Annotated in this window: 26 protein-coding genes; 14 read left to right on the top strand and 12 right to left on the bottom strand. The window is 34.9% G+C overall.

Going from position 1 to position 22501, the window contains the following annotated elements:
* Positions 1-109: 109 nt before the first annotated feature.
* Positions 110-574 carry a hypothetical protein gene (locus MQX03_RS16320; RefSeq protein WP_242804315.1) on the bottom strand — a complete coding sequence of 155 codons (465 nt, stop codon included), beginning with the start codon at positions 572-574 and terminating at the stop codon, positions 110-112.
* A gap of 44 nt (positions 575-618) precedes the next feature.
* A complete protein-coding gene (locus MQX03_RS16315) occupies positions 619-1476 on the bottom strand; it encodes a cupin-like domain-containing protein (RefSeq protein WP_242804314.1) in 858 nt (285 codons plus the stop codon).
* Positions 1477-1557: 81 nt separating this feature from the next.
* Here MQX03_RS16315 and MQX03_RS16310 point away from each other — a divergent pair, with 81 nt between their 5' ends.
* The 10 genes from MQX03_RS16310 to MQX03_RS16265 all read left to right on the top strand — a co-directional run bounded on the left by MQX03_RS16310 (position 1558) and on the right by MQX03_RS16265 (position 10489).
* The gene (locus MQX03_RS16310) at positions 1558-2439 is read left to right on the top strand and encodes a bestrophin family protein (RefSeq protein WP_262916947.1); all 882 of its coding nucleotides are present in this window, start codon (positions 1558-1560) and stop codon (positions 2437-2439) included.
* A 134-nt stretch (positions 2440-2573) separates the two neighbouring features.
* Positions 2574-3110 carry an RNA methyltransferase gene (locus MQX03_RS16305; RefSeq protein WP_242804312.1) on the top strand — a complete coding sequence of 179 codons (537 nt, stop codon included), beginning with the start codon at positions 2574-2576 and terminating at the stop codon, positions 3108-3110.
* Between the two features lie 359 nt (positions 3111-3469).
* Positions 3470-4120 carry a CBS domain-containing protein gene (locus MQX03_RS16300; protein WP_056083255.1) on the top strand — a complete coding sequence of 217 codons (651 nt, stop codon included), beginning with the start codon at positions 3470-3472 and terminating at the stop codon, positions 4118-4120.
* A gap of 1 nt (position 4121) precedes the next feature.
* Complete coding sequence (locus MQX03_RS16295) at positions 4122-4988, top strand: NAD kinase (RefSeq protein ID WP_242804311.1); 867 nt, start codon at positions 4122-4124, stop codon at positions 4986-4988.
* A gap of 70 nt (positions 4989-5058) precedes the next feature.
* Positions 5059-6129, top strand: a complete 1071-nt coding sequence (fbaA, locus tag MQX03_RS16290; RefSeq protein WP_242804309.1) for a class II fructose-bisphosphate aldolase — start codon at positions 5059-5061, stop codon at positions 6127-6129.
* A gap of 86 nt (positions 6130-6215) precedes the next feature.
* Positions 6216-7070, top strand: coding sequence for an acetyl-CoA carboxylase, carboxyltransferase subunit beta (gene accD, locus MQX03_RS16285; protein ID WP_129535425.1), 855 nt, complete (start codon positions 6216-6218; stop codon positions 7068-7070).
* A 55-nt stretch (positions 7071-7125) separates the two neighbouring features.
* Positions 7126-7638 (top strand): DUF6973 domain-containing protein, encoded by a 513-nt coding sequence (locus tag MQX03_RS16280; RefSeq protein WP_242804308.1) that lies wholly within the window; start codon positions 7126-7128, stop codon positions 7636-7638.
* 95 nt (positions 7639-7733) lie between these two features.
* Entirely contained in the window at positions 7734-8639 is a 906-nt protein-coding gene (locus MQX03_RS16275) for a KilA-N domain-containing protein (protein WP_242804307.1), read from the top strand.
* A gap of 36 nt (positions 8640-8675) precedes the next feature.
* Positions 8676-10079, top strand: a complete 1404-nt coding sequence (locus tag MQX03_RS16270) for a nucleoside recognition domain-containing protein (protein ID WP_242804306.1) — start codon at positions 8676-8678, stop codon at positions 10077-10079.
* Positions 10080-10096: 17 nt separating this feature from the next.
* Entirely contained in the window at positions 10097-10489 is a 393-nt protein-coding gene (locus MQX03_RS16265) for a hypothetical protein (RefSeq protein ID WP_242804305.1), read from the top strand.
* A gap of 15 nt (positions 10490-10504) precedes the next feature.
* Here the strand turns inward: MQX03_RS16265 and MQX03_RS16260 are convergent, their stop codons facing one another.
* The 4 genes from MQX03_RS16260 to MQX03_RS16245 form a co-directional block, all read right to left on the bottom strand.
* Entirely contained in the window at positions 10505-11386 is an 882-nt protein-coding gene (locus MQX03_RS16260; protein WP_242804304.1) for a ferric siderophore ABC transporter substrate-binding protein, read from the bottom strand.
* Between the two features lie 6 nt (positions 11387-11392).
* The gene (locus MQX03_RS16255) at positions 11393-11788 is read right to left on the bottom strand and encodes an ExbD/TolR family protein (RefSeq protein ID WP_242804303.1); all 396 of its coding nucleotides are present in this window, start codon (positions 11786-11788) and stop codon (positions 11393-11395) included.
* Between the two features lie 9 nt (positions 11789-11797).
* Positions 11798-12502, bottom strand: coding sequence for a MotA/TolQ/ExbB proton channel family protein (locus tag MQX03_RS16250; protein ID WP_229983124.1), 705 nt, complete (start codon positions 12500-12502; stop codon positions 11798-11800).
* A 170-nt stretch (positions 12503-12672) separates the two neighbouring features.
* A complete protein-coding gene (locus MQX03_RS16245) occupies positions 12673-13134 on the bottom strand; it encodes a hypothetical protein (RefSeq protein WP_242804302.1) in 462 nt (153 codons plus the stop codon).
* A gap of 168 nt (positions 13135-13302) precedes the next feature.
* Between MQX03_RS16245 and MQX03_RS16240 the strand changes: the two genes are divergently transcribed.
* Both MQX03_RS16240 and MQX03_RS16235 read left to right on the top strand, forming a co-directional pair.
* Positions 13303-15099, top strand: a complete 1797-nt coding sequence (locus tag MQX03_RS16240; protein WP_242804301.1) for a DUF885 domain-containing protein — start codon at positions 13303-13305, stop codon at positions 15097-15099.
* Between the two features lie 47 nt (positions 15100-15146).
* Entirely contained in the window at positions 15147-15596 is a 450-nt protein-coding gene (locus MQX03_RS16235; RefSeq protein ID WP_242804300.1) for a DinB family protein, read from the top strand.
* Between the two features lie 105 nt (positions 15597-15701).
* On the opposite strand, the gene MQX03_RS16230 is transcribed toward MQX03_RS16235, so the two are convergent.
* The gene (locus tag MQX03_RS16230) at positions 15702-16322 is read right to left on the bottom strand and encodes an endonuclease III domain-containing protein (protein ID WP_242804299.1); all 621 of its coding nucleotides are present in this window, start codon (positions 16320-16322) and stop codon (positions 15702-15704) included.
* Between the two features lie 33 nt (positions 16323-16355).
* On the opposite strand from MQX03_RS16230, the gene bcp reads away from it, so the two are divergent.
* Positions 16356-16805 (top strand): thioredoxin-dependent thiol peroxidase, encoded by a 450-nt coding sequence (gene bcp, locus MQX03_RS16225; RefSeq protein WP_242804298.1) that lies wholly within the window; start codon positions 16356-16358, stop codon positions 16803-16805.
* 87 nt (positions 16806-16892) lie between these two features.
* Here bcp and MQX03_RS16220 read toward each other — a convergent pair whose 3' ends face one another.
* Genes MQX03_RS16220 through MQX03_RS16200 form a run of 5 tightly spaced genes read right to left on the bottom strand, consistent with a single transcriptional unit; the run spans position 16893 to position 21117 of the window.
* Complete coding sequence (locus MQX03_RS16220; protein ID WP_242804297.1) at positions 16893-17432, bottom strand: GNAT family N-acetyltransferase; 540 nt, start codon at positions 17430-17432, stop codon at positions 16893-16895.
* Positions 17395-18063 (bottom strand): hypothetical protein, encoded by a 669-nt coding sequence (locus tag MQX03_RS16215; RefSeq protein ID WP_242804296.1) that lies wholly within the window; start codon positions 18061-18063, stop codon positions 17395-17397. The genes MQX03_RS16220 and MQX03_RS16215 overlap by 38 nt, the downstream gene beginning before the upstream one ends.
* Positions 18064-18096: 33 nt before the next feature.
* Positions 18097-19176 carry a mannose-1-phosphate guanylyltransferase gene (locus MQX03_RS16210; protein WP_228446504.1) on the bottom strand — a complete coding sequence of 360 codons (1080 nt, stop codon included), beginning with the start codon at positions 19174-19176 and terminating at the stop codon, positions 18097-18099.
* Positions 19177-19178: 2 nt separating this feature from the next.
* Complete coding sequence (locus MQX03_RS16205; protein ID WP_242804294.1) at positions 19179-19769, bottom strand: SprT-like domain-containing protein; 591 nt, start codon at positions 19767-19769, stop codon at positions 19179-19181.
* Position 19770: 1 nt separating this feature from the next.
* Positions 19771-21117 (bottom strand): TolC family protein, encoded by a 1347-nt coding sequence (locus MQX03_RS16200; RefSeq protein WP_129535441.1) that lies wholly within the window; start codon positions 21115-21117, stop codon positions 19771-19773.
* A 108-nt stretch (positions 21118-21225) separates the two neighbouring features.
* On the opposite strand from MQX03_RS16200, the gene MQX03_RS16195 reads away from it, so the two are divergent.
* Positions 21226-22470: a bifunctional folylpolyglutamate synthase/dihydrofolate synthase gene (locus tag MQX03_RS16195; RefSeq protein WP_242804292.1), complete on the top strand. Its 1245-nt coding sequence runs from the start codon at positions 21226-21228 to the stop codon at positions 22468-22470.
* Positions 22471-22501: the final 31 nt, after the last annotated feature.

The following is a 22501-nucleotide window of genomic DNA, read 5'->3' as shown; positions in this document are numbered from 1 at the left end:
GTAAAAGTATGAAATAAATAAGAAGGAGTAAAGCTTTGATTTTATTTTTCTAAAGGTCTTCTACTCCAAGATGGACTAATAAAATCTATAGAAAAATTCTAAAATATTTTCAATTATCTTTTTTTACCATTTTCATGAATCTACCCGTGTTCATCTCAGGAACTTGTTCATACGTAATATACCCGAACTTGCTCTTACTGAATTCTTTTAGTTGAACTAAATAATCGTCTTCAATTTTTGAATCATTCTTTAAGGTATCGCAATATAAACCAATAATTAACTTCCCATCATCAGTGAAAAATAACATTGCTCCTCTGAGTTTATCTTTCTTTTTGTTTCTCCAATAAATTGAATATTCAGATTTATTATTTATTATTAAGAATGTTATTAATTTTTCTACGTTCTTAAAGTATAGTTCAGAATTAGTATCATATTGTGGATATTCGTATTCAATACTACTCTCTTCTCTTTCTGGGATGAAATAATTGAGAAACTCGTTAATAAATTTTTCATCTCTATTTTCACATAAAACATAGCAATCTGCATAATATCCATTATAATCAAGCTCTTTCATTTTTTAATTTTAGTTAAACAATTCTTGGAACTTAAATTTTATTTTTACTCAAATGCTTCCGTCGCCTTTTCATACGCCCATTTTTGCTTATATTCAACCCATTCGGCTTTAAATAATTTGCGTAAAATCTTATCCGTATATCGCATAATAAAAACGTGATACAGCATATTCGCAAAAACTTTCGGCTTATTCGGCAGCGCTCTTAGTGACATTGAAAACCCAGGCTCCAGATATCTGTTGAAATGCCAGAATGCGCCAGGAATAAAAAGTGCATCGCCGTGTTCCATGAAAATTTCAACGCCTTTGGCGTATTTTAAAGCAGGAAATTTCTCGTAATCAGGGTTTTCGTAATCGATCTCGTAAACCGTGTGAACTGAAAGCGGAACTTTATATAAAAACTTCGACTGTTTCTGGTCAAACAGCAAAATTCTTTTCTTTCCTTCAAAATGAAAATGCATAAAATCACCTAGGTCGACATCATAATGCATCAAAACATGAGCTTCACTTCCTCCGAAAAATAAAGTCGGAAGACGTTTGAAAAATTTGATTCCCAAATCGGGATATGTGAAATTTTTGAGCAATTCCGGAAGTCGGTCGGTGATAATATAAAAGAAAATACGGAGATCCGAAGGTTTAGATTTTATCGTGTCGATATAATCCTTCATTTTCATCTTGGCCACTGGAGCATCTGAACTCTTCTTTGAATCCGCAGGTTTGTTGTCATACAACGGAACTTCCTGTTCGCCTGCTTTTTCTTTAATGAAATCAAAATTCCATTTATCGAAGGCTTCCCATCGGCTTGCGTAGTTTTTAATCAGAAGAGGTTTTTTCTTCTTGAAATAATTTTCCTGAAAATCTTCCTTACTGATATCATTGACAACATCTACCTTTTCGAGAATCATGAGTTTGTAATTTAATGCGAAATAAAAATAGTGTTTTTTTGAAGTTTATAAAAATTTATCTTTGCACAAGACACGCAAACCATGAGAGTTTATAACACCAAAAATTTCCTGAAAATACTGGTCAGCTTACATAAAAGTGACACCATGAAAATCTTGTTTCCAACAATGGTTTTGATGGCAGTTTACTCTTACGGAATTCAGTATCTGGAAGTTGAATATCTTCATTTGACGGCAAAATCTAAAGTCAGCAATGTAGGATTGATTCACTCTTTATTGGGATTTGTTTTGTCTTTACTTTTGGTTTTCAGAACCAATACAGCCTACGACAGATGGTGGGAAGGCAGAAAACTTTGGGGAAAACTGGTGAATGATACGAGAAATTTTGCTGTAAAGATTAATATTATTTTGGCTGACGACAGAAAATCTGCCGATCAGATTTCGAGATACCTTAAATATTTCCCGCATTTTTTAGCGAAACATCTTTCTCAGGAATCTACGAGATTAGCTCTAGATGAAGATTATTCTGAAATTGAAAAATCACTCAAAAATCATGGACCAACGGAGTTGGTGATTCTTTTGACCCATAAATTATATCAATTAAAAAAAGAAGGGAAAATTTCTGATGTTGAAATGCTTTATTTGGACACACAGCTTACAGGTTTTCTAGATGTTTGCGGCGGTTGTGAAAGAATTAAAAACACCCCAATTCCGTATTCATACTCTTCTTTTATCAAAAAATTCATTATTCTCTATGTTGTAGCCTTGCCCATTGCTTATGTGATTAACCTAGGATTATTTATGATTCCGCTGACGGTTTTTGTATATTACGTTTTGATGAGTCTGGAATTGATTGCTGAGGAAATTGAAGATCCTTTCAACAATGATGAAAATGACATTCCGATGGAAACTATCGCTCAGAATATCGAGAGGAATGTGCATCAGATTATGGGTGGGAAAAATTAAAATATAAAATTAAATTTTAAAGAGCCTACTTGAATTTTTCAACATTAAGAAAATTAAGGTGAGAAAATAATAAAGTTAAGAATCCATTCGTACAGAAGAATTCGTAAATTGTAATAAGAAATAAACAAATTATTTTGGTAAATAAATTAAAACTGGAAGAACTCAACAGAATTGATGTAGAAACTTTTAAAAAGGTTGAGAAAATCCCGCTTGTGGTTGTTTTAGATAATATCAGAAGTATGCACAATGTGGGTGCCACTTTCAGAACGGCAGATGCATTTTTGGTTCAGAAAATTATTTTATGTGGAATCACGCCGCAACCGCCACATCGTGAAATTCACAAAGCAGCTTTAGGAGCAACAGAAAGTGTGGATTGGTTGCATGAAGCAGATATTAATGTCACGATTAATGATTTAAAAAGTCAGGGTTTTGAAGTTGTAGGAATCGAGCAAACTACGAATAGTCAAATGATTACCGATTTTAAAATTGACAATTCAAAAAAATATGCAGTGATTTTGGGCAACGAGGTAGAAGGAATCAGTGATGAAGCATTACAGAATATTGATTCTTTTATCGAAATTCCACAACTCGGAACAAAGCATTCTTTAAATGTAAGTGTATGCGGAGGAATCGTAATGTGGGAGTTTGCAAAATCTTTAGGAATTAAATAAATATCAACTATTGGTAATGTTTAATTAAAACTTTGAGGTCTTTGCTGAGTGAAACGCCTTTGCGAACTTAAAAGCAGTTAGTAGTTAAAAAAATCTTTGCGAGCTTTGCGTTTAAATTAAAGAATTACAGCGAAGAAATTTACTTTTAAAAAATTGCAAAAGCCATAAAATAAAAAAACTGCGGCTGTCTAAAAAGACAGTGCAGTTTGAAATAAATCTAATAAAAAGTAAAAATGAAAGGCGACAAAGATAATTTTTTATCTTACACCAACAAAATTTATTTTTGCTTTTTTAAATCTTTCTGAAAATAACGTACTTTTATAACAAACGTTTCGTTTAAAATTTTATAAATTAGCACAATGTTTATCAAGGACTATATCTCAAAAGATTTTCCGTGTTTTCATCTGACTGACTCTATAGAATCAGCTAGGGAAACCCTAGAAGCATTTGGATATACGCATATTTTCATTAAAAAATCACACCATTTTTACGGAGCCATCGCCAAAGACTTTCTTTATGAAGAAGAGGGAACTTTGAAAAACCTCGAACATCAGATTGAGCGCTTCGCTATTTTGGAAGATAATAATATCATGGACAGCATCCGATTGTTTTATACATTCAATGCCAACGTGATCCCGGTGATCAATAAAAATGAAAAATATCTGGGATACATCTGTTGTGATGATGTTTTTCAGACCTTTTCAAAATACCCTCTGTTTTCGGAAACCGGTGCAACTCTAACCATAGAAACTCCGGCAAGAAAATATTCTATGACCGAAATTGCGAACATCGTTGAGAGCAACAACTCGAAGTTCTACGGCGGATTTATCAGTTTCATGTCAGACGAATTTATTCACATCACCATTAAAATCAGCAACGAAAATTTAGCTTCAATTGATGCCACTTTTGACCGTTATGATTACAGAATCGTTGAAAAATATTATTCTGATGAGAAAACAGATCTTTTCAAAGACCGTTTAGGTTTTTTACAAAAATTTATCGAAATATAATATGAAGGCAGCCATATATTCTCAGAAAAAAGATCTTGATACTTTTTTATACTTAAGCAAATTTATTTCTGAACTGGAAAGCAGAGGCGTAAAATCTGTTTTGTTTGACGAGATGGCTGAAGCGCTTCAATTTTCAAAAATATTTGAGACTTTTGGCAACAAGCAGGATCTTATAGACAGAGAAATTGATTTGTTCTTCACCTTTGGTGGCGACGGAACGATTGTTAATTCATTGACATTCATTGAAGATCTTGAAATTCCCGTTGTAGGTGTCAACACGGGAAGACTTGGGTTTTTGGCAAGCTTTACCAAAGAAGAGGCTTTCAAAGAACTGGATTCTATTTTAAAAGGTGATGTAAAAACAAGCCGAAGATCAGTGATTGAAGTCATTTCACCAAAATCTGACGAATTTTTCCCGTATGCATTAAATGATGTGACGATTTCCAGAAAAGAAACCACTTCAATGGTCACGGTAGATTCTTATATCAACAATGAATTTTTAAATGTGTTCTGGGGTGACGGCGTGATTGTTTCTACACCAACTGGCTCTACGGCTTATTCTTTAAGTTGTGGTGGCCCCATCATTTCTCCGAATAACGAAAACTTTGTCATCACTCCAATTGCGCCGCACAATTTAAATGTACGTCCTTTGGTTGTCAATGATAAGGTTGAAATTAAATTTAAAGTAGAAAGCAGAGTTCCACAATATTCTCTTTCATTAGATTCAAGATTAATTCATATTGAAACTGATAAGGAAATTGTGATCAGAAAGGCAAGTTTCCAGCTATTATTGGTACAGCCGAATAATTTAAGTTTCTACGAAACCATTCGCCAAAAGCTACTTTGGGGACGAGATAAAAGAAATTAGTAATTTCTCAAAATTGATTATCTTTACAAGAATTTTCAAAAAACATCCTAATATAATAATAAAGTAAAACATGAGCAGAATTTTCCCGGCAGGAGTTGCCACAGGTCAGTTAGTTACAGATATTTTTCAGTATGCTAAAGAAAACAAATTTGCATTGCCTGCAGTGAACGTAATCGGTTCTAGCAACGTCAACGCAGTAATGGAAACTGCAGCAAAACTAAACTCACCTGTCATCATTCAGTTTTCTAACGGTGGAGCATCTTTCAACGCTGGAAAAGGACTTAGCAATGATGCTCAGAAATCAGCTATTTTAGGTGGCATCGCAGGAGCTAGACATATTCATACCCTTGCTGAGGCTTACGGAGCGACAGTAATTTTACATACCGATCACGCTGCAAAAAAATTATTGCCTTGGATCGACGGCTTGATGGAAGCTAACGAAGAATTCTTCAAGCAGACCGGAAAATCTCTTTACTCTTCTCACATGTTGGATCTTTCTGAAGAATCTTTGGAAGAAAACCTTGAAATCTCTGCTGAATATTTCGAAAAAATGGCAAAAATGCAGATGACTTTAGAAGTTGAGATCGGCGTAACAGGAGGTGAAGAAGATGGTGTTGACAACTCTGATATTGACAATTCTAAATTATATACTCAACCTGAAGATGTAGCTTACACTTACGAAAAACTGAAAGCAATTTCTGACAACTTCACCATTGCAGCAGCTTTTGGAAACGTACACGGAGTTTACAAATCAGGAAACGTAGTTTTGACTCCAAAAATCTTAGATAACTCTCAGAAATTTGTTCAGGAGAAATTCGGAACTGCTGATAAGCCAATCAATTTTGTATTCCACGGTGGTTCAGGTTCTACTTTAGAAGAAATAAGAGAAGCTATTGATTACGGGGTAATTAAAATGAATATTGATACCGATCTTCAGTTTGCATACACAGAAGGAATTAGAGATTACATGGTAGAAAATGTAGAATATCTGAAAACTCAAATCGGAAATCCTGACGGAGAAGAAAAGCCTAATAAAAAATTCTATGATCCAAGAGTTTGGGTAAGAAAAGGTGAAGAAACTTTCTCTAAAAGATTGGTAAGAGCATTTGAAGATTTAAATAACGTAAATACGCTTAAATAAATTATAATTGATAAAAGATGAGCGATAAGTGATTTTAAAACGCTTTCCTCATCTTTTATCATTTATTATACATCAATTATATAGTTATGGCATTCGACTGGTTTAAAAGAAAAGCACAAAATATTACCACTTCTACTGATGACAAAAAAGACGTACCAAAAGGTCTTTGGCATCAGACTCCGTCAGGAAAGGTTGTGGAACACGATGAACTAAAGAAAAACAATTATGTTTCTCCTGAAGACGGATTTCATGTAAGAATCGGAAGTGCTGAGTTTTTCAGTATTCTTTTTGACGAAGGAAAATTCACTGAGCTGGATGCAAATGTTGAAAGTATTGACATGCTTCAATTTAAAGATACTAAATCATACACAGACCGTCTGAAAGAAGTGAAAGCCAAAACAAAACTTACGGATTCTATCAGAAACGGAGTTGGAACTGTAAACGGAACTGAAATGGTGGTTTCTTGTATGGATTTTGCTTTTATCGGAGGATCTTTAGGTTCTGTAATGGGTGAAAAAATCAGAAGAGCGATTGATTACTGTATCGAAAAAAGACTTCCGTACATGATTATTTGTCAGTCCGGAGGTGCGAGAATGCAGGAAGCAACGTATTCTTTGATGCAGTTGGCAAAAGTACAGTCAAAATTGGCTCAGCTTTCAGAAGCTGGACTTTTATATATTGCTTACCTTTGTGACCCAACTTTCGGTGGAATTACAGCATCATTTGCAATGACCGCAGACATCATTATGGCTGAGCCAAAAGCATTGATCGGATTTGCAGGACCAAGAGTGATCCGTGAAACCATCGGTAGAGATTTACCGGAAGGTTTCCAGACATCAGAATTTTTGCAGGAAAAAGGTTTTGTAGATTTCATTGTAAAAAGAACCGAAATCAAAGAAGTCGTTTCTAAAACAGTGAATTTATTAGCCGCAAAAGCTTAAAATTTAAACTAAAAATCATACAATCTCTCTCTATTTTGGGAGAGATTTTTATTTTATGAGGACTTTCAAAGTAATTTTCAATACAATCAGAAGCATGAGTTTTAAGAAAATTCTTAAGCTCTTATCTGCTGTTTTACCTCATCCCCTATTTTCAATTTTGAGTTTTTATGCGACGGTAAAAGCTTTTTCTATTGCACAAAAATTATATCCCAAAACAGCATCTAACAATGGCGAGGGAAATGCTTTCAGACACTCGCTTTGGTGTTGCCTGATCATGATGTATTGCAGCAAAATTTCTTCGCCCGAAAAAGCGTTGGATTTTTGCAAGAAAATTACAGATTTACATGAAGAATTATTTCCAAATCAACCTTTAGAAACCAAAATGGATCTCCACAACAATAAAATCGGCATGGATTATTTCATGGAGCTTTTACCCGGAATTCACCGTCAGTTTTTCGAGAAAAACTTTTTTATTGAAGAATTAAAAAAGAAAACTGCCAATGCAAAAGTTTTGAAAAGTCTGGATGATGATTTTGCTGGGGAATTGGTTTATTTGGAGGAAAAATAACTTATATATTTCTCAATAAAAATAGTACAATTAAAAACAGATTAATTTTGTTATTTTTGAATAGATAACTATTCAATTTACAATCTCGTTCATCAATGTCTAAAAATAAAATACTTAAAGTTCAGAATATTGAAGTATCAATTACTTCGATAAACGACACAGACTATATCTGTCTTACTGACATGGCAAAAGCGAAAGAAGATGATAGCAGAGCCGCAGACATTATAAAAAACTGGATAAGAAATAGAGGTACGATTGAATTTTTAGGAACTTGGGAGTCAATTTACAACCCCAATTTTAAAGTGGTCGAATTTGACCACTTTAGAAAAGAGGCCGGTTTACCTACTTTCACTATGAGTGTAAATAATTGGGTTGAAAAAACAAACGCGATTGGTATATTTTCAAAGCAAGGCAAATATGGTGGTACTTACGCACATAAAGATATTGCTTTTGAATTTGGTTCTGCCATAAGTCCGGTTTTTAAGCTTTATATAATTAGAGAATATCAGAGGCTAAAAGAAATTGAAAGTAATAAGTATGGATTAGAATGGGATATAAAAAGAGTATTAAGTAAGGCTAATTATCAGATTCATACTGATGCAATAAAAAATTACATTATTCCTACCTTAACGTATTCACAAAAAAAAGATTGGATCTACGCAGAGGAAGCTGATCTTTTAAATATCGTTCTTTTTGGATGTACCGCAAAACAGTGGAGGGATGCTAATCCTCAAAAAGTGCTCAAAGGTGAAAACATTCGGGATATGGCGAGTATAAATGATTTGACCATACTATCAAACCTCGAAAGCCTTAATTCAAGTTTAATTAAAAGCAAGATTGATAAAAAAAATAGATTCAAAATCCTTCTTGAAACCGTAAAAGACCAAAGAAAATCGTTGGAGTCAATTGATATAATAAAATCATTAAAAAAGGTTTCTGATACTACATTCTTTGATGCTCAAAATAAATCAGTCACTGACGAAGATCAAAAAAGTGATTAAGCACTTTCAATTTTATTAATTTTAATATTCAAATAAATGGTTCTCAGCAGAATTTGGTCGGCCTTCATTATCATCGCCATTGCCATTGCCAGTATAAAATACATTTCGTCTAGCCACTACAAAACCATTTTCAACGATATGGTTGTAGGAAAAGGCGGCGATACGATACAAGTGGCAACTCAAAACATCAGTGCACTTTCTCCCATTGTAAGAGACAGTCTGATGAAGAAAAATGATTTTGCAGACAGTAGAATTCATTATAAAACCGATTCTCTAAAACAGAACGTAAAAGTTTACCGAGTTCAGGAAGCAGACGGCGTAATCGGAACTTCAGAAACGGCAGTTAAAATATGTATCGGATTGATTGGAATTATGACGCTTTTCATGGGATTCATGAGTATTGCTGAAAAAGCAGGCGGAATTAATTTATTGAGTAGATTTATTCAGCCATTTTTCTCAAGACTCTTCCCCGAAATCCCGAAAAACCATCCTGCATTTGGACACATGCTGATGAATTTCAGTGCCAATCTTTTAGGTTTGGACAATGCAGCAACACCATTTGGTTTGAAAGCAATGGAAAGTCTGCAGACTTTAAATCCTAATAAAGATACAGCGAGCAACTCACAGATTATGTTCCTTTGCCTTCATGCAGGCGGAATGACGTTGATTCCGGTTTCTATTATTGCAATCAGAGCTTCAATGGGTTCAAAAACACCGACAGATATTTTTCTTCCGTGTATGATTGCTACTTTTGCAGCGACAATGGCAGCAATGATTATCGTATCATTATACCAAAAGATCAACCTTTTAAAACCAATCGTTCTTGCTTATGTCGGTGGAATTTCAGCCCTGATTGCTCTTTTGGTGGTGTATTTAGTTCAGTTAAGTAAAAATGAGCTCGATGATTTCAGCAAAGTTTTAAGCAATGGTTTAATACTTTTCATCTTCTTAGCCATCGTTCTTGGAGCTGTTTACAAAAAAATCAATGTTTTTGATGCCTTTATCGAAGGTGCAAAAGAAGGTTTTTATACCTGTGTAAAGATTATTCCTTATTTAGTAGGAATGTTGATTGCTATATCTCTTCTAAGAACTTCTGGCGTTTTTGATGTCATTATCGATGGAATGAAATGGGTTGCTTATGCTACCAATCTGGACGCAAGATTTGTTGACGGACTTCCGACGGCTTTAATCAAACCATTATCAGGCTCCGGAGCTCGTGGAATGATGGTGGATACTATGGCAACTTTCGGAGCAGACAGTTTCCAAGGGAAATTAGCAGCGGTTCTTCAGGGAAGCTCAGATACGACATTTTACGTGATTGCAGTTTACTTTGGCGCAGTAGCAGTAAAGAATACAAGATATACGGTAATTGCTATGCTTTTAGCTGATTTGGTGGGTGTGATTACTGCAATTGGATTGGCGTATTTGTTTTTTGCGTAAATTTAAAAATAAAAAATATGATACACGATAAAGACTACATTCTTCGCATTGTAAAACAATTCTCTGAATTTCTTACTAAAAGAATTTTAGGTGAAAATGAAGAAAAAATTTCCGATCAGCAAAGAATTTTCGACACCAATATGAACGACACTTTTAAGATGAGTTTTGATGAACTTTCTTCAAAATCTGCTGAAGAAATTACACAATCAATTTATGAAAAAGAAAGCAATCACCATATTCCGTATTTTGAACTTTCAGGTCATCTTTTTTATGCGAAAGCAAAAGAAACTGACAACAAAGATTTTTCAGAAAAAGCAATCGTCTTTTACCAATTATATCTTCAGACCAGCGGAATATTCTCCCTCCCAATTATAAACCGAATGAACGAAATAAAAAAAGCACTTGAATAAAGTGCTTTTGTATTTTTAGAATGTAATGCTGTAGCTTCCGGTGGAAGAAACGCTGGCTTTCTCAGCCTTTACGTATTTTTTAACCCAACTTACGGACGTTGAAACTACACAAGGATCTGAAACTCCACCTGATCTTCTCGCAGATGAAACATTTCCTGCTTTATCAACGGTATATGAAATCGTAATTGAGCCACTTGCAGAGCAACTATGGCCGGGTTGGGCACCGCCTCTTCCCATCGTTCCTGGAATGTAGCCAACCAATCTTCTGTCAATTCCCACTTTGCTGTCGCCGTTTCCGTCACCGCCCAGAGGATCTCCGTTGTTTCCAATTCCGTCACCTGTTCCTTGGCTTCCGGCTTTTGTTCCACGACCTTTGATTAAATTCCCGATTGCTGCGGTTCCTTTTCCATCACCATTTCCTGCTTTTGAATTGGCGGTTGTGGCAGAGCTTTTAGCCTTGGTTTTTGTGGTAGAAGTAGCTGTTGATTTTTTATTTGTTTTTGAGTCTTCCTTTTTCGGAGCTGTAACCTTAGAATTATTTCCGGTAATGATTTTATCTTTTACCTCCGTTTTTTTGGCTTCAGGTTTCGGATCTGGAGTAATGATCGTTTTTGGTTCAGAAACCACATTTTCTACAGGCTCTGGTGCATTTTCCTCAGCTTTTGCAGCCAAACTTCCTTCCTGATTGGCTGGTTCGTCAATTCCTGCTCCGTTTCTGTTATCTCCAAAATTGACAAGCATCGTAGTGACTAATTCCGTTTCTTTTGGTCGCTCTGTAGGTTTCATTTTATAGATGAATACGAACAACAGAATGGCAGACCAAATAAGCACAGATAGTCCTGCACTCTTCAGTTTGTCTCTTTTTTCTTCTTCTCTATTTATCGTGTAACCTCTCATTTTGATTTATTCTTTTACCGTGGCAATGGCAATATTCAATTTATGCTTTTCTGCAATTTCCATTAAAAAAACTACATCTTTATGCATAGTACTTTCGTCTGCTCTGATGGTAAATGACTTTGCAGATTTACTGTTAAGATCATTCACAATAGTTTGCTCTACCAATTCTCTCGCAACAGGTTTGTCATCCACATAATATGAACCATCTGGCTTTACGCTTACCGTCATCGGATTCGGAATATTATCTTCCACACTTCCTGTTTGAGGAAGTTTCACATCAATCGCACTTTGGTTAGCTGCCGAAGAGGTGATCATAAAAAAGATCAGCATCAGCAAAATAACGTCGGTCATCGCAGCTAAGCTGAATTCCGGATGTGCTTTATTTCTTCTTTGAATTTTCATACTTGAATATTACAAAGGTTTATTAATTAAATCTAAAAATTCTCCTGAAACATTCTGCGTTCTCAAAACGAACTTATCAATTCTCGTAAGCAAAATGTTATAGAAAAAGTTTGCAGGAATTGCCACCGCCAAACCAACTGCCGTTTGTCCTAATGCTGTATAAATACCTTCAGACAATGTTTTTGGAGAAAATGCGCCTTCTGCATGAGATAAATCAAAGAAAGCGATGATCATCCCGATAACCGTTCCCAAAAGTCCTAACATCGGCGCAATACTTGGTACAACCGCCAAAAGATTCAGGTTTTTTTCCATGTTGGCCACCTCAATTTGAGCTTGAGATTCCATAGCGCTTACAATATCTGAAACCGGTCTTCCCAATCTTGAAATTCCTTTTTCTAAAATTCTTGATTCCGGAGAGTTTTGTGTTTTGCAATAATCTGCTGCCGCATCAATTTTCCCGTCTCTGATGAAATCTTCGATGTTATTCATGAAGTTTGAATCTGTCTTTGTCGTCATTCTTCTGATATAGAAAAATCTTTCAAAGAAAAGATACACTGAGAAAACACCCAAAGCCAAAACGATTGCCATTACTATTTTAGCAAAAGCACCGCCATGAAACAGGATGTCCCAAAATGAAAATTCAAGTTTTTCAACAGGCACTGTAGGTACAGCGACCTGTGCAAATAAAATCTGAGTAAGTTCCGTTAACAGCATCAATTAGTTTATTTATAATGGTTTGAACGACAAAAATAAAGGAATATTATCAATACTTATCTTAAAATAAGCTTAAAATATGAGTTTAAAATAAATATCCCGCCTAAAAACAGCAAATTTCTTTCCAAAAAATATTTGAAAAGAAATTTACAGTGAATATTGGATGACGATTAGTCTTCGTCTACGATAATTTCATCTGGAGTAAACTCACATTTAAGCCTGAAAGGAAGCGGAGTGTCAGATCCTGTGTAGAAATCGTCGATGGTTCCTTTCCAAGTTACTTGTAGCTCGCCTTCTTCATTTTTATCAAACAAAAGCTTGTTGTCATAAATGAAAGCTTCTTCATCATCAAACAAATCTACTTCAGTAAATATTTCATCTTCAGAATCATTGATTTCAAATGTTTTTCCTTCGATCTCTGAAGAATCGATAGGAAATTCAATTATTTCCAAAGAAAGCTGAGGAAAATTGTATTGTAAAGAATCATCATCTACATGATCGAGCCCGTCATCCGTAATGATTTCTACTTCTAGAAAATGCTCTTGATTACTATAAACAGCCTTGCAGTAAGTGCTTTTTATATTGTACTTCAATGTTTCGTCCGGATGGTAAATTTTTAAAATCCCTTTCATTATTTCTTAAAAAAGAACTGTAATAGTATGATAGTTAAACGCTTTAGGCAAAGATAAAAAATTGTATGAATGTTTAAAATATTTTCAAAATTATTTTTTTATAAATAACGATTCTTCAAATCTGTTTTGAGCTAATATTCTTTATTTTTGTGTTTTAAAGATTTCATAATGAAAAACATCGTATCAAAAGCTGTATTGGGATTAGGTTTAATAGTAAGTCTTGCTTCTTGCAGAAAGACAGATTCGCCTCTAACGAAAATTACCCCAACTAATCTGGATTCTATTGCTGCAAACTATTACGAGCAGTATTTAAAATTATATCCTTTGGAAGCCACTTCACAGGGAGATTTGAGATATAATGACCAATTGCCAATTAACATTGACAAAGATTTTATTTCGGGTGAAATTGCTTTTTACCATTCTGTACAAACTCAGCTTGAAAACGTTGATTATAAAGCCCTTTCAGATGAAGACAAAGTAGTTTATGATGTTTTGGATTATTCTTTAAAAGATAAAATCGAAGCCTACGCTTATCATCCGGAATATATTCCTTTCACTCAGTTTGGGGGACTTCCGTTGAATTTTCCTTTGTATGGAAGCGGACAAGGAAGCCAGCCTTTTAATACTGAAAAAGATTATGAAGACTGGTTAAAAAGAATGGAGAAATTCCCGGAATGGATGAATGCTGCCACAGAAAACTTCCGTGAAGGAATGACCAATAAAATTGTTCTTCCGAGAAAGCTGGTTCTGAAAATGATCCCGCAGATGAAAGCGGAAGAAATCATCACATCTGATTTTGATAAAAACATTTTCTCCGGACCGATAAAGAATTTCCCTAAAAATTTCACTGCTGAACAGAAAGAAAAATTTACTAAACTTTATAAAGATGCGGTTGCTAAAAATATAATTCCGGCTTACACGAAGATGGGTGAATTTCTAGAGAAAGAATATCTGTCTAAATCTAGAGAAACAGACGGTTACAACAGCCTTCCTAAAGGAGAAAACATCTACAAATATTATGTGAAAAGCTGGACAACTACCAACAAAACACCTGAGGAAATCAACAAAATTGGCCAACAGCAGGTTGCCATGCTTCGTGCTGAAATGGAAAAAGTAAAACAGCAGGTTGGCTTTACCGGAACCCTTGAAGAGTTCATCACTTCAGTGACAACAGACCCGAAAGCAATGCCTTACAAAACCTCGAAAGAAGTTTTAGATGGTTTTAATGGGATTTTAGCGAAGATAACTCCGAAGTTAAAAACGATGTTCAGTGTAACACCGAAAACAAAATTTGAAATCAGACAAACCGAAAAATTCAGAGAAGCGAGTGCTAGTGCAGAATACATGCAGGGAACTCCGGACGGAAAAAGACCGGGGATTTTCTACATGCCACTTCCCGACCCTTCAAAATTCAACGTTACTTCTGGAATGGAATCACTTTTCTTACATGAAGCCATTCCGGGACACCATTATCAGGTTTCTCTACAGCAGGAAAACACGAAACTTCCAAAGTTTATGAGATTCGGCTGGTTCGGAGCTTATGGCGAAGGCTGGGCTCATTATTGTGAAACGTTAGGTCCTGAATTTGGATTGTACACTGATCCTTACCAAAAAATGGGGTATCTGAGCGACCAAATGTTGAGAGCCGTTCGTTTGGTTGTCGACACCGGAATTCACACCGGAAAAATGACGAGAGAAGAGGCAATCACTTATTTTCTGAGCAACATTGCTTACGACGAAGCTGGCGCAACTGCAGAAGTAGAAAGATATATGGCAATGCCTGGACAGGCTTTGGGCTACAAAATCGGTTCATTGAGAATTCGTGAATTGAGAGAACAATATCAAAAGCAGCTCGGAAATAAATTTAATCTTGCAAAATTCCATGATGAGCTTTTAAGTCAGGGCTGTCTTCCGCTGGATGTTTTGAACAGAAAGATGGAGCTTTGGGCGAAGAAGCAGAAATAGGTTTTTATTAAAAGTAATTTTAGATATCTAAAAATTAAATAAGCAAAATGATAACAGAATCTTTAAAATCACTTTACACAAGAGATTTAAATAAATTAAAAACAGAAATTGAATCTTACCAAAACGAAGAAGCGATTTGGAAAATTGATAAAAACATTTTAAATTCCGGAGGAAATTTATCACTTCATCTGGTTGGAAATCTTAATCATTTTATCGGAGCTATTTTGGGGAATTCTGGCTATATAAGAAACAGGGAACTTGAATTTTCATTAAAAAACATTCCAAGAACCGAATTGATTCTGCAAATTGAAAAAACTATTGAAGCAGTAAATTCTTCACTTGATCAGCTTTCTGAAGAAGATTTGGCAAAAGTATATCCTATTGATGCATTAGGATATCCAATGATAACAGAATATTTTCTGATTCATTTGTTTGGACATTTGGGTTATCATTTGGGGCAAATTAACTATCACAGAAGATTGTTGGATGTGGAGTAGTTTCTAAAGTTTTTTCATTCTAAAACCACCCCGTCTAAATTTTCTTTGAAAATTTATCCACCCCTCCAAGGGAGGGGAATTTTGTGGCTGCTAAAAAATCTTTTATTATTTCTCAAACAACATTTTCGTTATAAAATCTTTCTCACCCTTTCCTCTTGCGGGAGAATACTCTCTTCCGTAGAAAATAATCTGAAGGTGTAGTTTATTCCAGACCTCTTCTTTCCAGATGTTTTTGGCATCTCTTTCCGTTTCTACGACGTTTTTCCCTGACGTCAACTTCCACTGCGTCATCAGTCTGTGAATGTGTGTATCGACTGGAAAAGCAGGAAATCCGAATCCTTGGCTCATCACTACAGAAGCGGTTTTATGCCCAACTCCGGGAAGAGCCTCTAATTCTTCGTAAGTTTGTGGCACTATTCCGTTGTGCCTTTCCAAAAGGAGTTCTGCCATTCTTTTCAGATTTTTGGCTTTCGTATTGGAAAGTCCTATTTCTTTAATGAGTTCTTTAATTTGAAACTCCTCTAGCTTTGCCATTCTTTGAGGTGTGCCTGCTACAGCGAAAAGTTCTGGTGTCACCTGATTCACTTTTTTATCGGTCGTTTGTGCAGAAAGTGCCACCGCAACCATCAAAGTAAACGGATCTGTATGCTCCAAAGGAATAGGAACGGTAGGATATAATTTCTCTAATTCTATCTGAACAAGCTCTGCTCTTTGCTTTTTTGTCATGTAACCATTAAATTTGAACAAAAATAAATCATTATGCTGAAAGTAGGAGACAAATTACCCAATTTTGAAGGAATCAATCAAGATGGACAAACCGTAAATTCGGAAAAATTAATTGGAAAAAAATTAGTTATTTTCTTTTATCCACAAGCCAATACTCCGACATGTACCGTAGAAGCGTGTAACCTCAGCGATAATTATTCATTATTGGAAAAAGCAGGATTTCAATTATTGGGAATCAGTGGAGATTCTGTGAAAAAACAGAAGAACTTTCATAACAAATTTGCCTTTCCTTATGATCTAATTGCGGATGAAAACCGTGATATTATAGAGAAATTCGGGGTCTGGCAGGAAAAGAAGACGTTCGGAAAAACCTATATGGGAATCGTAAGAACCACTTTTATTTTTGATGAAAAAGGAATTTGCACACGAGTAATTGAAAAAGTGACTTCTAAAACTGCGGCTGAACAGATCCTGGAGAATTAATTTAAACACAAATTGCGCAAATGTTTTCACGGATGACACAAATTTTTAATATCTATTCGTGAAAATATTTGTGTTGTTCGTGGTTAGTTATTCCGTTTCATAATACATCAATTCTTCATCTTCATTGGGAAGTGTGACGTATTTCTGAAATTTTAATCCTAATCTTTTAATTAATTTTTGAGAAGAAAAGTTGTCTTTTGAAGTGATGGCAGATATTTTATTTAAGCCAAAATCGTCCATTCCTATGGATTTTATTTTTTGAGCAGCTTCAAACATATAGCCTTTGCCTTCAAATCTTTCCAGAACAGAAAAGCCAATATCAACGATATCTAAACCCTGCCTTTCAAAGATTCCTACTCCACCGATTTTGATATTTCCATCTTTTAATTCAATTAAATAATTCCCAAAACCTAATTTCTCAAACTGTGGAAGAAATTTAGCCTTTATATAATTTTCAGCATCAGCAAGAGAATTGATGTTTCGGTCGCCAATGAATTTAATAAAATTCGGCATATTGTAAAGTTCCAGGATAAGATCTGCATCGTCCAAAGACATCGGACGAATGATTAATCTTTCGGTTTCGTAGACATTACTTTCGTTTTTTGACAGGCTTTTTCTTTGGCTCATCTTTAGGTTCTTCTTTCTTTTCGATTTTTAACAATCGTGGATTATTGGTGCAATTTTTTTTGTAAAGTTCGATGTAGGTACCATTGTCTTTCACATTTGAAACGATACCGGTCGACTTATTTACTGTAAGAGTAAAATGATTTTTCTGATAAGGGCACTCTTTAGAGGTTACTTTTCCTAAATCAAGATAATAATTATCTTTATCTTCATAATAATTAGCGGCAACGTCTACAAACTGCTCATCAATCAAATAACCATCAAGAACGGCAGATAAAGCTGCTTCATCAGCATTATCGATTTTTCCTAAAAAATCTTTTAAATCTTTAATTTCTGTGATGTAATTCAATTTCCCCGCAGTCGAATAAACGATGTAGTAAAAACTATCTTCTGCCGGGCTCAAATTAAAACCTGAAAACTGTGGCACATAATCTTTCTTTGTCCCTGAAATTCTCACTTCTCTATTCTTACCGTAACTGTTATGGATCAATGCCCAAAAATCAATTCTATCGTTAGGGATAACCCGAGCTAAAACTCCTTCAACACTTGAGAATTTCTTCTTAGTTTGTGAAAATACTGCAATTCCTAAGAATAGAAAAACAGAAAGGAAAATGCGGTTTTGATATCTTACCATAGCTGAGATTGTGGCAGAAACTGTGCCATTGCTTTACATATATTTTTCACCTTTTTTAAGGCTTTTTAAATCTAAAACATAGTCTTTGATCTGCTGATCGTGTTCTCTTGGGCAAATCAATAAAACTTTGTCTGTATCTACAACGATAAAATCCTTTAATCCGTCTATAACTACCGCTTTATTATTTTTCACGTGAATAATATTGCCCGTAGAATCGTAAGTAAGGGCAGTTTTTATGTTCACGGCATTATCATTTTCGTCTCTTTCGCTGTTTTCAAAAACTGAAGTCCAGGTTCCGAGGTCGCTCCAGCCCAAATCTGCAGGAATTACATATACGTTTTTTGCTTTTTCTAAAATTCCATTATCAATGGATATCTTCTGAATTTTAGGATAAATCAGCTCAATACAGCTTTCCTCGGCTTCTGCATTGTATTCGCAAGCGGTAAATTGCTGGGTCATTTCCGGAAGAAACATCTCAAATGCCTTGTGGATAGAATTTACATTCCAGATAAAAATACCAGCATTCCAAAGAAAATCACCACTTTCTAGAAAGCTTTTAGCGATTTCCAGCATTGGTTTTTCTGTGAAAGTTTTAACTTTATAATAATCAGAATCTTTCTTTTCAACAAACTGAATATAGCCATAACCAGTATCTGGTCTTGTGGGTGTAATACCCAAAGTCACCAAATAATCGTGTGTGGAAGCAATGTTAAATGCCAACTCTACCTTTTCTAAAAACGTTTCTTCTTTTAAGATTAAATGGTCTGCAGGAAGCACTATCATCGTAGCATCGGGATTAACCTCTGCGATTTTGTTGGCCATGTAAAGATTACAGGCGGCAGTGTTTTTCATCAAAGGTTCACCAACAACATTTTCTGCAGGAATCTCCGGCAACTGCTGATGAGAAAGATGTACATATTCTTTATTCGTAATCACAAATATATTCTCATTAGGAATCACTTTACTGATTCTGTCGTAAGTCTGCTGAATCATGGTACGACCCGTTCCTAAAATATCCTGAAATTGTTTTGGGAATTTCTGTGTGCTCAGAGGCCAGAATCTACTACCGATTCCTCCCGCCATAATCACACAGTATTTATCTGATTTTGACATATTTAACTGCATTTTTTCACTCTCGCCAAAGGTTTGAAAGAGTACTTCCTTCCTGTAGCCAGATTAAGACAAAGATAGTTTTTTTTAATCAGACCCTCCAATAAATACTTTTGATCCCGATAAATGAAATGTTCACCTTTCGTAATTTGCTCTATATAAATTTCATCATCATCTTGGTTTTCAATGTGAAAATACTTCACCAAATCCGGGCTTGCCATGAAATTGGCCTTTGGTGATTTCGAAAATTTAAGAATAATCGGTTTTAAATCATCTTCGTACACTTCCATACTTTCCAAAAGCATGATTCTGAAAGTATGCTTCCATTCATTTCCGTGGGGAGAAATTCTTCTTCCAAATTTTTCAAAGGCAATTAAATGTGCCAATTCGTGAGTCAGTACAAAGAAAAAAAGCTGCGGTTGCAATGTCGAATTGATCGTTATCTCATGAGAAAGATCACGAAGTTTCCGGTAATCTCCAAGCTTAGAATTTCTGTTTCTTGTAATTTTAATATGAATAGAATGATCAGAAAACCAATTCCTTAAATGATTTAGAGTGTTTTGAGGTAAATATTTTTCTAAAGACTGAATAGACATTTTACAAACTTAATGGAATTCCTGCATAGAAATTCAATAATTTAAGACTGAAAAGATAATTATATTTTGCCTGTTCTACCGAACCCTGAGCGTTTGCGTAGTTGTTTCTGGCAACATTTAAATCATAAATTGTTGTACGACCTGCTGCATAACTTTTATCTGCAAATTCCATTGCCAGTTTGGTGCTTTTTTCTGCTTCAACAGATGCTAAATATACTTCATAGTTAGCATCAACATCAAATTGTGCCTTTTGTACGTTTTGTTTTACCGTTTGTTTTTGTTGGTCTAAAGAATTTTTGGCAATACTTTCATTGATTTTAGACTGCTCTACCTGAAGCTTTGTAATTCCTTTATTGAAAATCGGAATGTTTACCGAAACTCCACCCTGCTGACCAAAATTGTCTTTGTATTGTCTGAAAAAATTAGGCTCTGCGGTAGCATTTCCAAACTGATCTATGCCGGAAAAACTGGTATTCAATAAATTATTATAAAAACTTCCAACTCCGATACTTGCAGTCACCGTCGGCCAAAAAGCGGTACGGGTAACTTCAGTTTGAGCCAAGGCAGATTTAATTCTGCTTTCAGCCGCTTTTATTTGTGGCTGACTTTCGTAAGCGGTATTTAGTACATCATCAACAGAAATTAATTGCGGACTCAATTGCTCGCCTATTTCTACGTTTTCAACATCAAAATCTTTATAATCCTGTAATTGTAAAAGCTGAGCCAATGCAAACAAACTTCTACCAACATTGATTTCGGCAGTTTTCAGGTTTTGCTTTTCTCTTGCCCAAGCCGCTTCTGCTTCTGCAACAATTGTTTGAGCCGTTGTACCAACATCTGTGGTGATTTTTGCTCTGTCGAATTGTTTTTTGGCGTTTTCAGTCGCACTTTGAGAAATCTTTACGATTTCTTTGTTTAATAAAGTGGTCAAATATTGTTGAGCAATCTGAAGAGAAATGTCATTTTTAATAGTTTCAATATCATACTGACTTGCTTCTACATCAAATTGAGTTTTTCTGACTGTTTTTTCAAGTCTTCCGTTATTGTAAAGTAAAATATCTGCCGAAATGTTTGCATTGTTACTAAACCTGTCGTTTCTGATACTTCCTGTACCTAAAGAAGCCTGCCCGAAACTTACATTGTTTCCTACATTGGCCGAAACCGACGGAAGATAATTATTCTGAGCAATTTTCAGATTGACATCCTGAATTTGTTTTGAATATTGATTTTGAATAACCTGAAGATTATGCTCCACTGCGTAATCTACACATTCTCTCAAAGACCACTTTTTCTGAGCGCTCAGACCCAGACCAGATAATCCTAAAATAATCATCAAAACTTTTTTCATACGTAGATATTTATTGCTTTTTACCGATTAGACGAAGAGAATTGAAAAAAGTTACAATTTTGAAAAATTATTGTTTCATTTTAATGAAAGTTTTGGGAATTTTGCATCATGACAAACGAAGAATATCAGGAAGCCGTCGAGTGGCTTTTCGTTCAGGCTCCGAATTATCAGATTGATGGGGAGAAAGCTTACAAACCAGGACTTGATAATATTACAAAACTCTGCGATTTTTTTGGCAATCCGCAGGAGAAGATTAAATGCATTCACATTGGTGGTACCAACGGAAAAGGTTCTACAAGCAATATGCTGGCGTCTGTTCTTCAAGATTCGGGCTATAAAATTGGATTGTACAACTCACCACATCTGATTGATTTCACAGAAAGAATCAAAATAAATGGAGAAAACTGTGATAAAGAATTTGTTTTTCATTTTATCCAAAAGCTTAAAACACTGCCAGAAGATATCATACCTTCTTTTTTTGAATTTACAACCATTATGGCATTTGAATATTTTTATCAGAAAAAAGTAGACTTTGCCATTATAGAAGTCGGTTTGGGTGGAAGATTAGACTCTACCAATATCATTAAACCATTAGTTTCTGCAATCACAAATGTTCAGCTTGATCATCAGAATATTTTAGGAAATACCATTGAAGAAATTGCTTTTGAAAAAGCAGGAATTATTAAGACAGATGTTCCGGTGATTTTTGGTGACGATAATGAAGTAGTTAAAAATATTATTAAAATTAAAGCTGAAAAAGAAAACACCCATTTCGTTGACGCTACTCTATTAAAAACAAATTTAAAATCAGATCTAAAAGGAAACTACCAAGAGAAGAACATTCGGGTTGTTTTAGCCTTGATTGAAGAGCTTAGAAAATTAGATGTAAAAATTTCTGACGAAAATCTAGAAAAAGGATTACTAAACGTCCATCAGAACACTGGATTCATCGGCCGCTGGTTTGAATTTTCACAAAATCCTTTGACGATTTGTGACACTGGACACAATCAGGCCGGTCTGGAATATGTTTTTTCTCAATTAAATTCCATCCCGAAACATAAACATATCGTTTTAGGTTTCGTGAATGACAAGAAAATTGATAATGTTATGACGATACTTCCTGAAAATTCTGCGTTCTATTTTGCAAAACCAGCGATAAATAGAGGTCGCGACCCTAAAGAATATGAAGATTTATTACTTCAAGCAAAAATAATTTATAAAATTTTTGACTCTGTACAAGAAGCCTATCTTTCTGCAAAACAACAAGCTACAGACGAAGATTTGATTTTTATTGGCGGAAGCAACTTTGTAGTCGGAGAATTTTTAGAAAAAAACTTGACTGATATAAAATAAGTATGTATATTTGCACCACTCAAAACGAGAA

Source organism: Chryseobacterium aahli (assembly GCF_022699665.1).
GTDB classification, from domain to species: domain Bacteria; phylum Bacteroidota; class Bacteroidia; order Flavobacteriales; family Weeksellaceae; genus Chryseobacterium; species Chryseobacterium aahli.
This window is presented reverse-complemented; position numbering and strand designations above follow the sequence as displayed.

Bases quoted from the DNA above. Each gene is read 5' to 3' on its own strand.
- MQX03_RS16320 (WP_242804315.1), bottom strand. From the start codon at position 574: ATGAAAGAGCTTGATTATAATGGATATTATGCAGATTGCTATGTTTTA.
- MQX03_RS16315 (WP_242804314.1), bottom strand. From the start codon at position 1,476: ATGATTCTCGAAAAGGTAGATGTTGTCAATGATATCAGTAAGGAAGAT.
- MQX03_RS16310 (WP_262916947.1), top strand. From the start codon at position 1,558: ATGAGAGTTTATAACACCAAAAATTTCCTGAAAATACTGGTCAGCTTA.
- MQX03_RS16300 (WP_056083255.1), top strand. From the start codon at position 3,470: ATGTTTATCAAGGACTATATCTCAAAAGATTTTCCGTGTTTTCATCTG.
- MQX03_RS16295 (WP_242804311.1), top strand. From the start codon at position 4,122: ATGAAGGCAGCCATATATTCTCAGAAAAAAGATCTTGATACTTTTTTA.
- fbaA (WP_242804309.1), top strand. From the start codon at position 5,059: ATGAGCAGAATTTTCCCGGCAGGAGTTGCCACAGGTCAGTTAGTTACA.
- accD (WP_129535425.1), top strand. From the start codon at position 6,216: ATGGCATTCGACTGGTTTAAAAGAAAAGCACAAAATATTACCACTTCT.
- MQX03_RS16280 (WP_242804308.1), top strand. From the start codon at position 7,126: ATGAGGACTTTCAAAGTAATTTTCAATACAATCAGAAGCATGAGTTTT.
- MQX03_RS16275 (WP_242804307.1), top strand. From the start codon at position 7,734: ATGTCTAAAAATAAAATACTTAAAGTTCAGAATATTGAAGTATCAATT.
- MQX03_RS16270 (WP_242804306.1), top strand. From the start codon at position 8,676: ATGGTTCTCAGCAGAATTTGGTCGGCCTTCATTATCATCGCCATTGCC.
- MQX03_RS16265 (WP_242804305.1), top strand. From the start codon at position 10,097: ATGATACACGATAAAGACTACATTCTTCGCATTGTAAAACAATTCTCT.
- MQX03_RS16260 (WP_242804304.1), bottom strand. From the start codon at position 11,386: ATGAGAGGTTACACGATAAATAGAGAAGAAGAAAAAAGAGACAAACTG.
- MQX03_RS16255 (WP_242804303.1), bottom strand. From the start codon at position 11,788: ATGAAAATTCAAAGAAGAAATAAAGCACATCCGGAATTCAGCTTAGCT.
- MQX03_RS16250 (WP_229983124.1), bottom strand. From the start codon at position 12,502: ATGCTGTTAACGGAACTTACTCAGATTTTATTTGCACAGGTCGCTGTA.
- MQX03_RS16245 (WP_242804302.1), bottom strand. From the start codon at position 13,134: ATGAAAGGGATTTTAAAAATTTACCATCCGGACGAAACATTGAAGTAC.
- MQX03_RS16240 (WP_242804301.1), top strand. From the start codon at position 13,303: ATGAAAAACATCGTATCAAAAGCTGTATTGGGATTAGGTTTAATAGTA.
- MQX03_RS16235 (WP_242804300.1), top strand. From the start codon at position 15,147: ATGATAACAGAATCTTTAAAATCACTTTACACAAGAGATTTAAATAAA.
- MQX03_RS16230 (WP_242804299.1), bottom strand. From the start codon at position 16,322: ATGACAAAAAAGCAAAGAGCAGAGCTTGTTCAGATAGAATTAGAGAAA.
- bcp (WP_242804298.1), top strand. From the start codon at position 16,356: ATGCTGAAAGTAGGAGACAAATTACCCAATTTTGAAGGAATCAATCAA.
- MQX03_RS16220 (WP_242804297.1), bottom strand. From the start codon at position 17,432: ATGAGCCAAAGAAAAAGCCTGTCAAAAAACGAAAGTAATGTCTACGAA.
- MQX03_RS16215 (WP_242804296.1), bottom strand. From the start codon at position 18,063: ATGGTAAGATATCAAAACCGCATTTTCCTTTCTGTTTTTCTATTCTTA.
- MQX03_RS16210 (WP_228446504.1), bottom strand. From the start codon at position 19,176: ATGTCAAAATCAGATAAATACTGTGTGATTATGGCGGGAGGAATCGGT.
- MQX03_RS16205 (WP_242804294.1), bottom strand. From the start codon at position 19,769: ATGTCTATTCAGTCTTTAGAAAAATATTTACCTCAAAACACTCTAAAT.
- MQX03_RS16200 (WP_129535441.1), bottom strand. From the start codon at position 21,117: ATGAAAAAAGTTTTGATGATTATTTTAGGATTATCTGGTCTGGGTCTG.
- MQX03_RS16195 (WP_242804292.1), top strand. From the start codon at position 21,226: ATGACAAACGAAGAATATCAGGAAGCCGTCGAGTGGCTTTTCGTTCAG.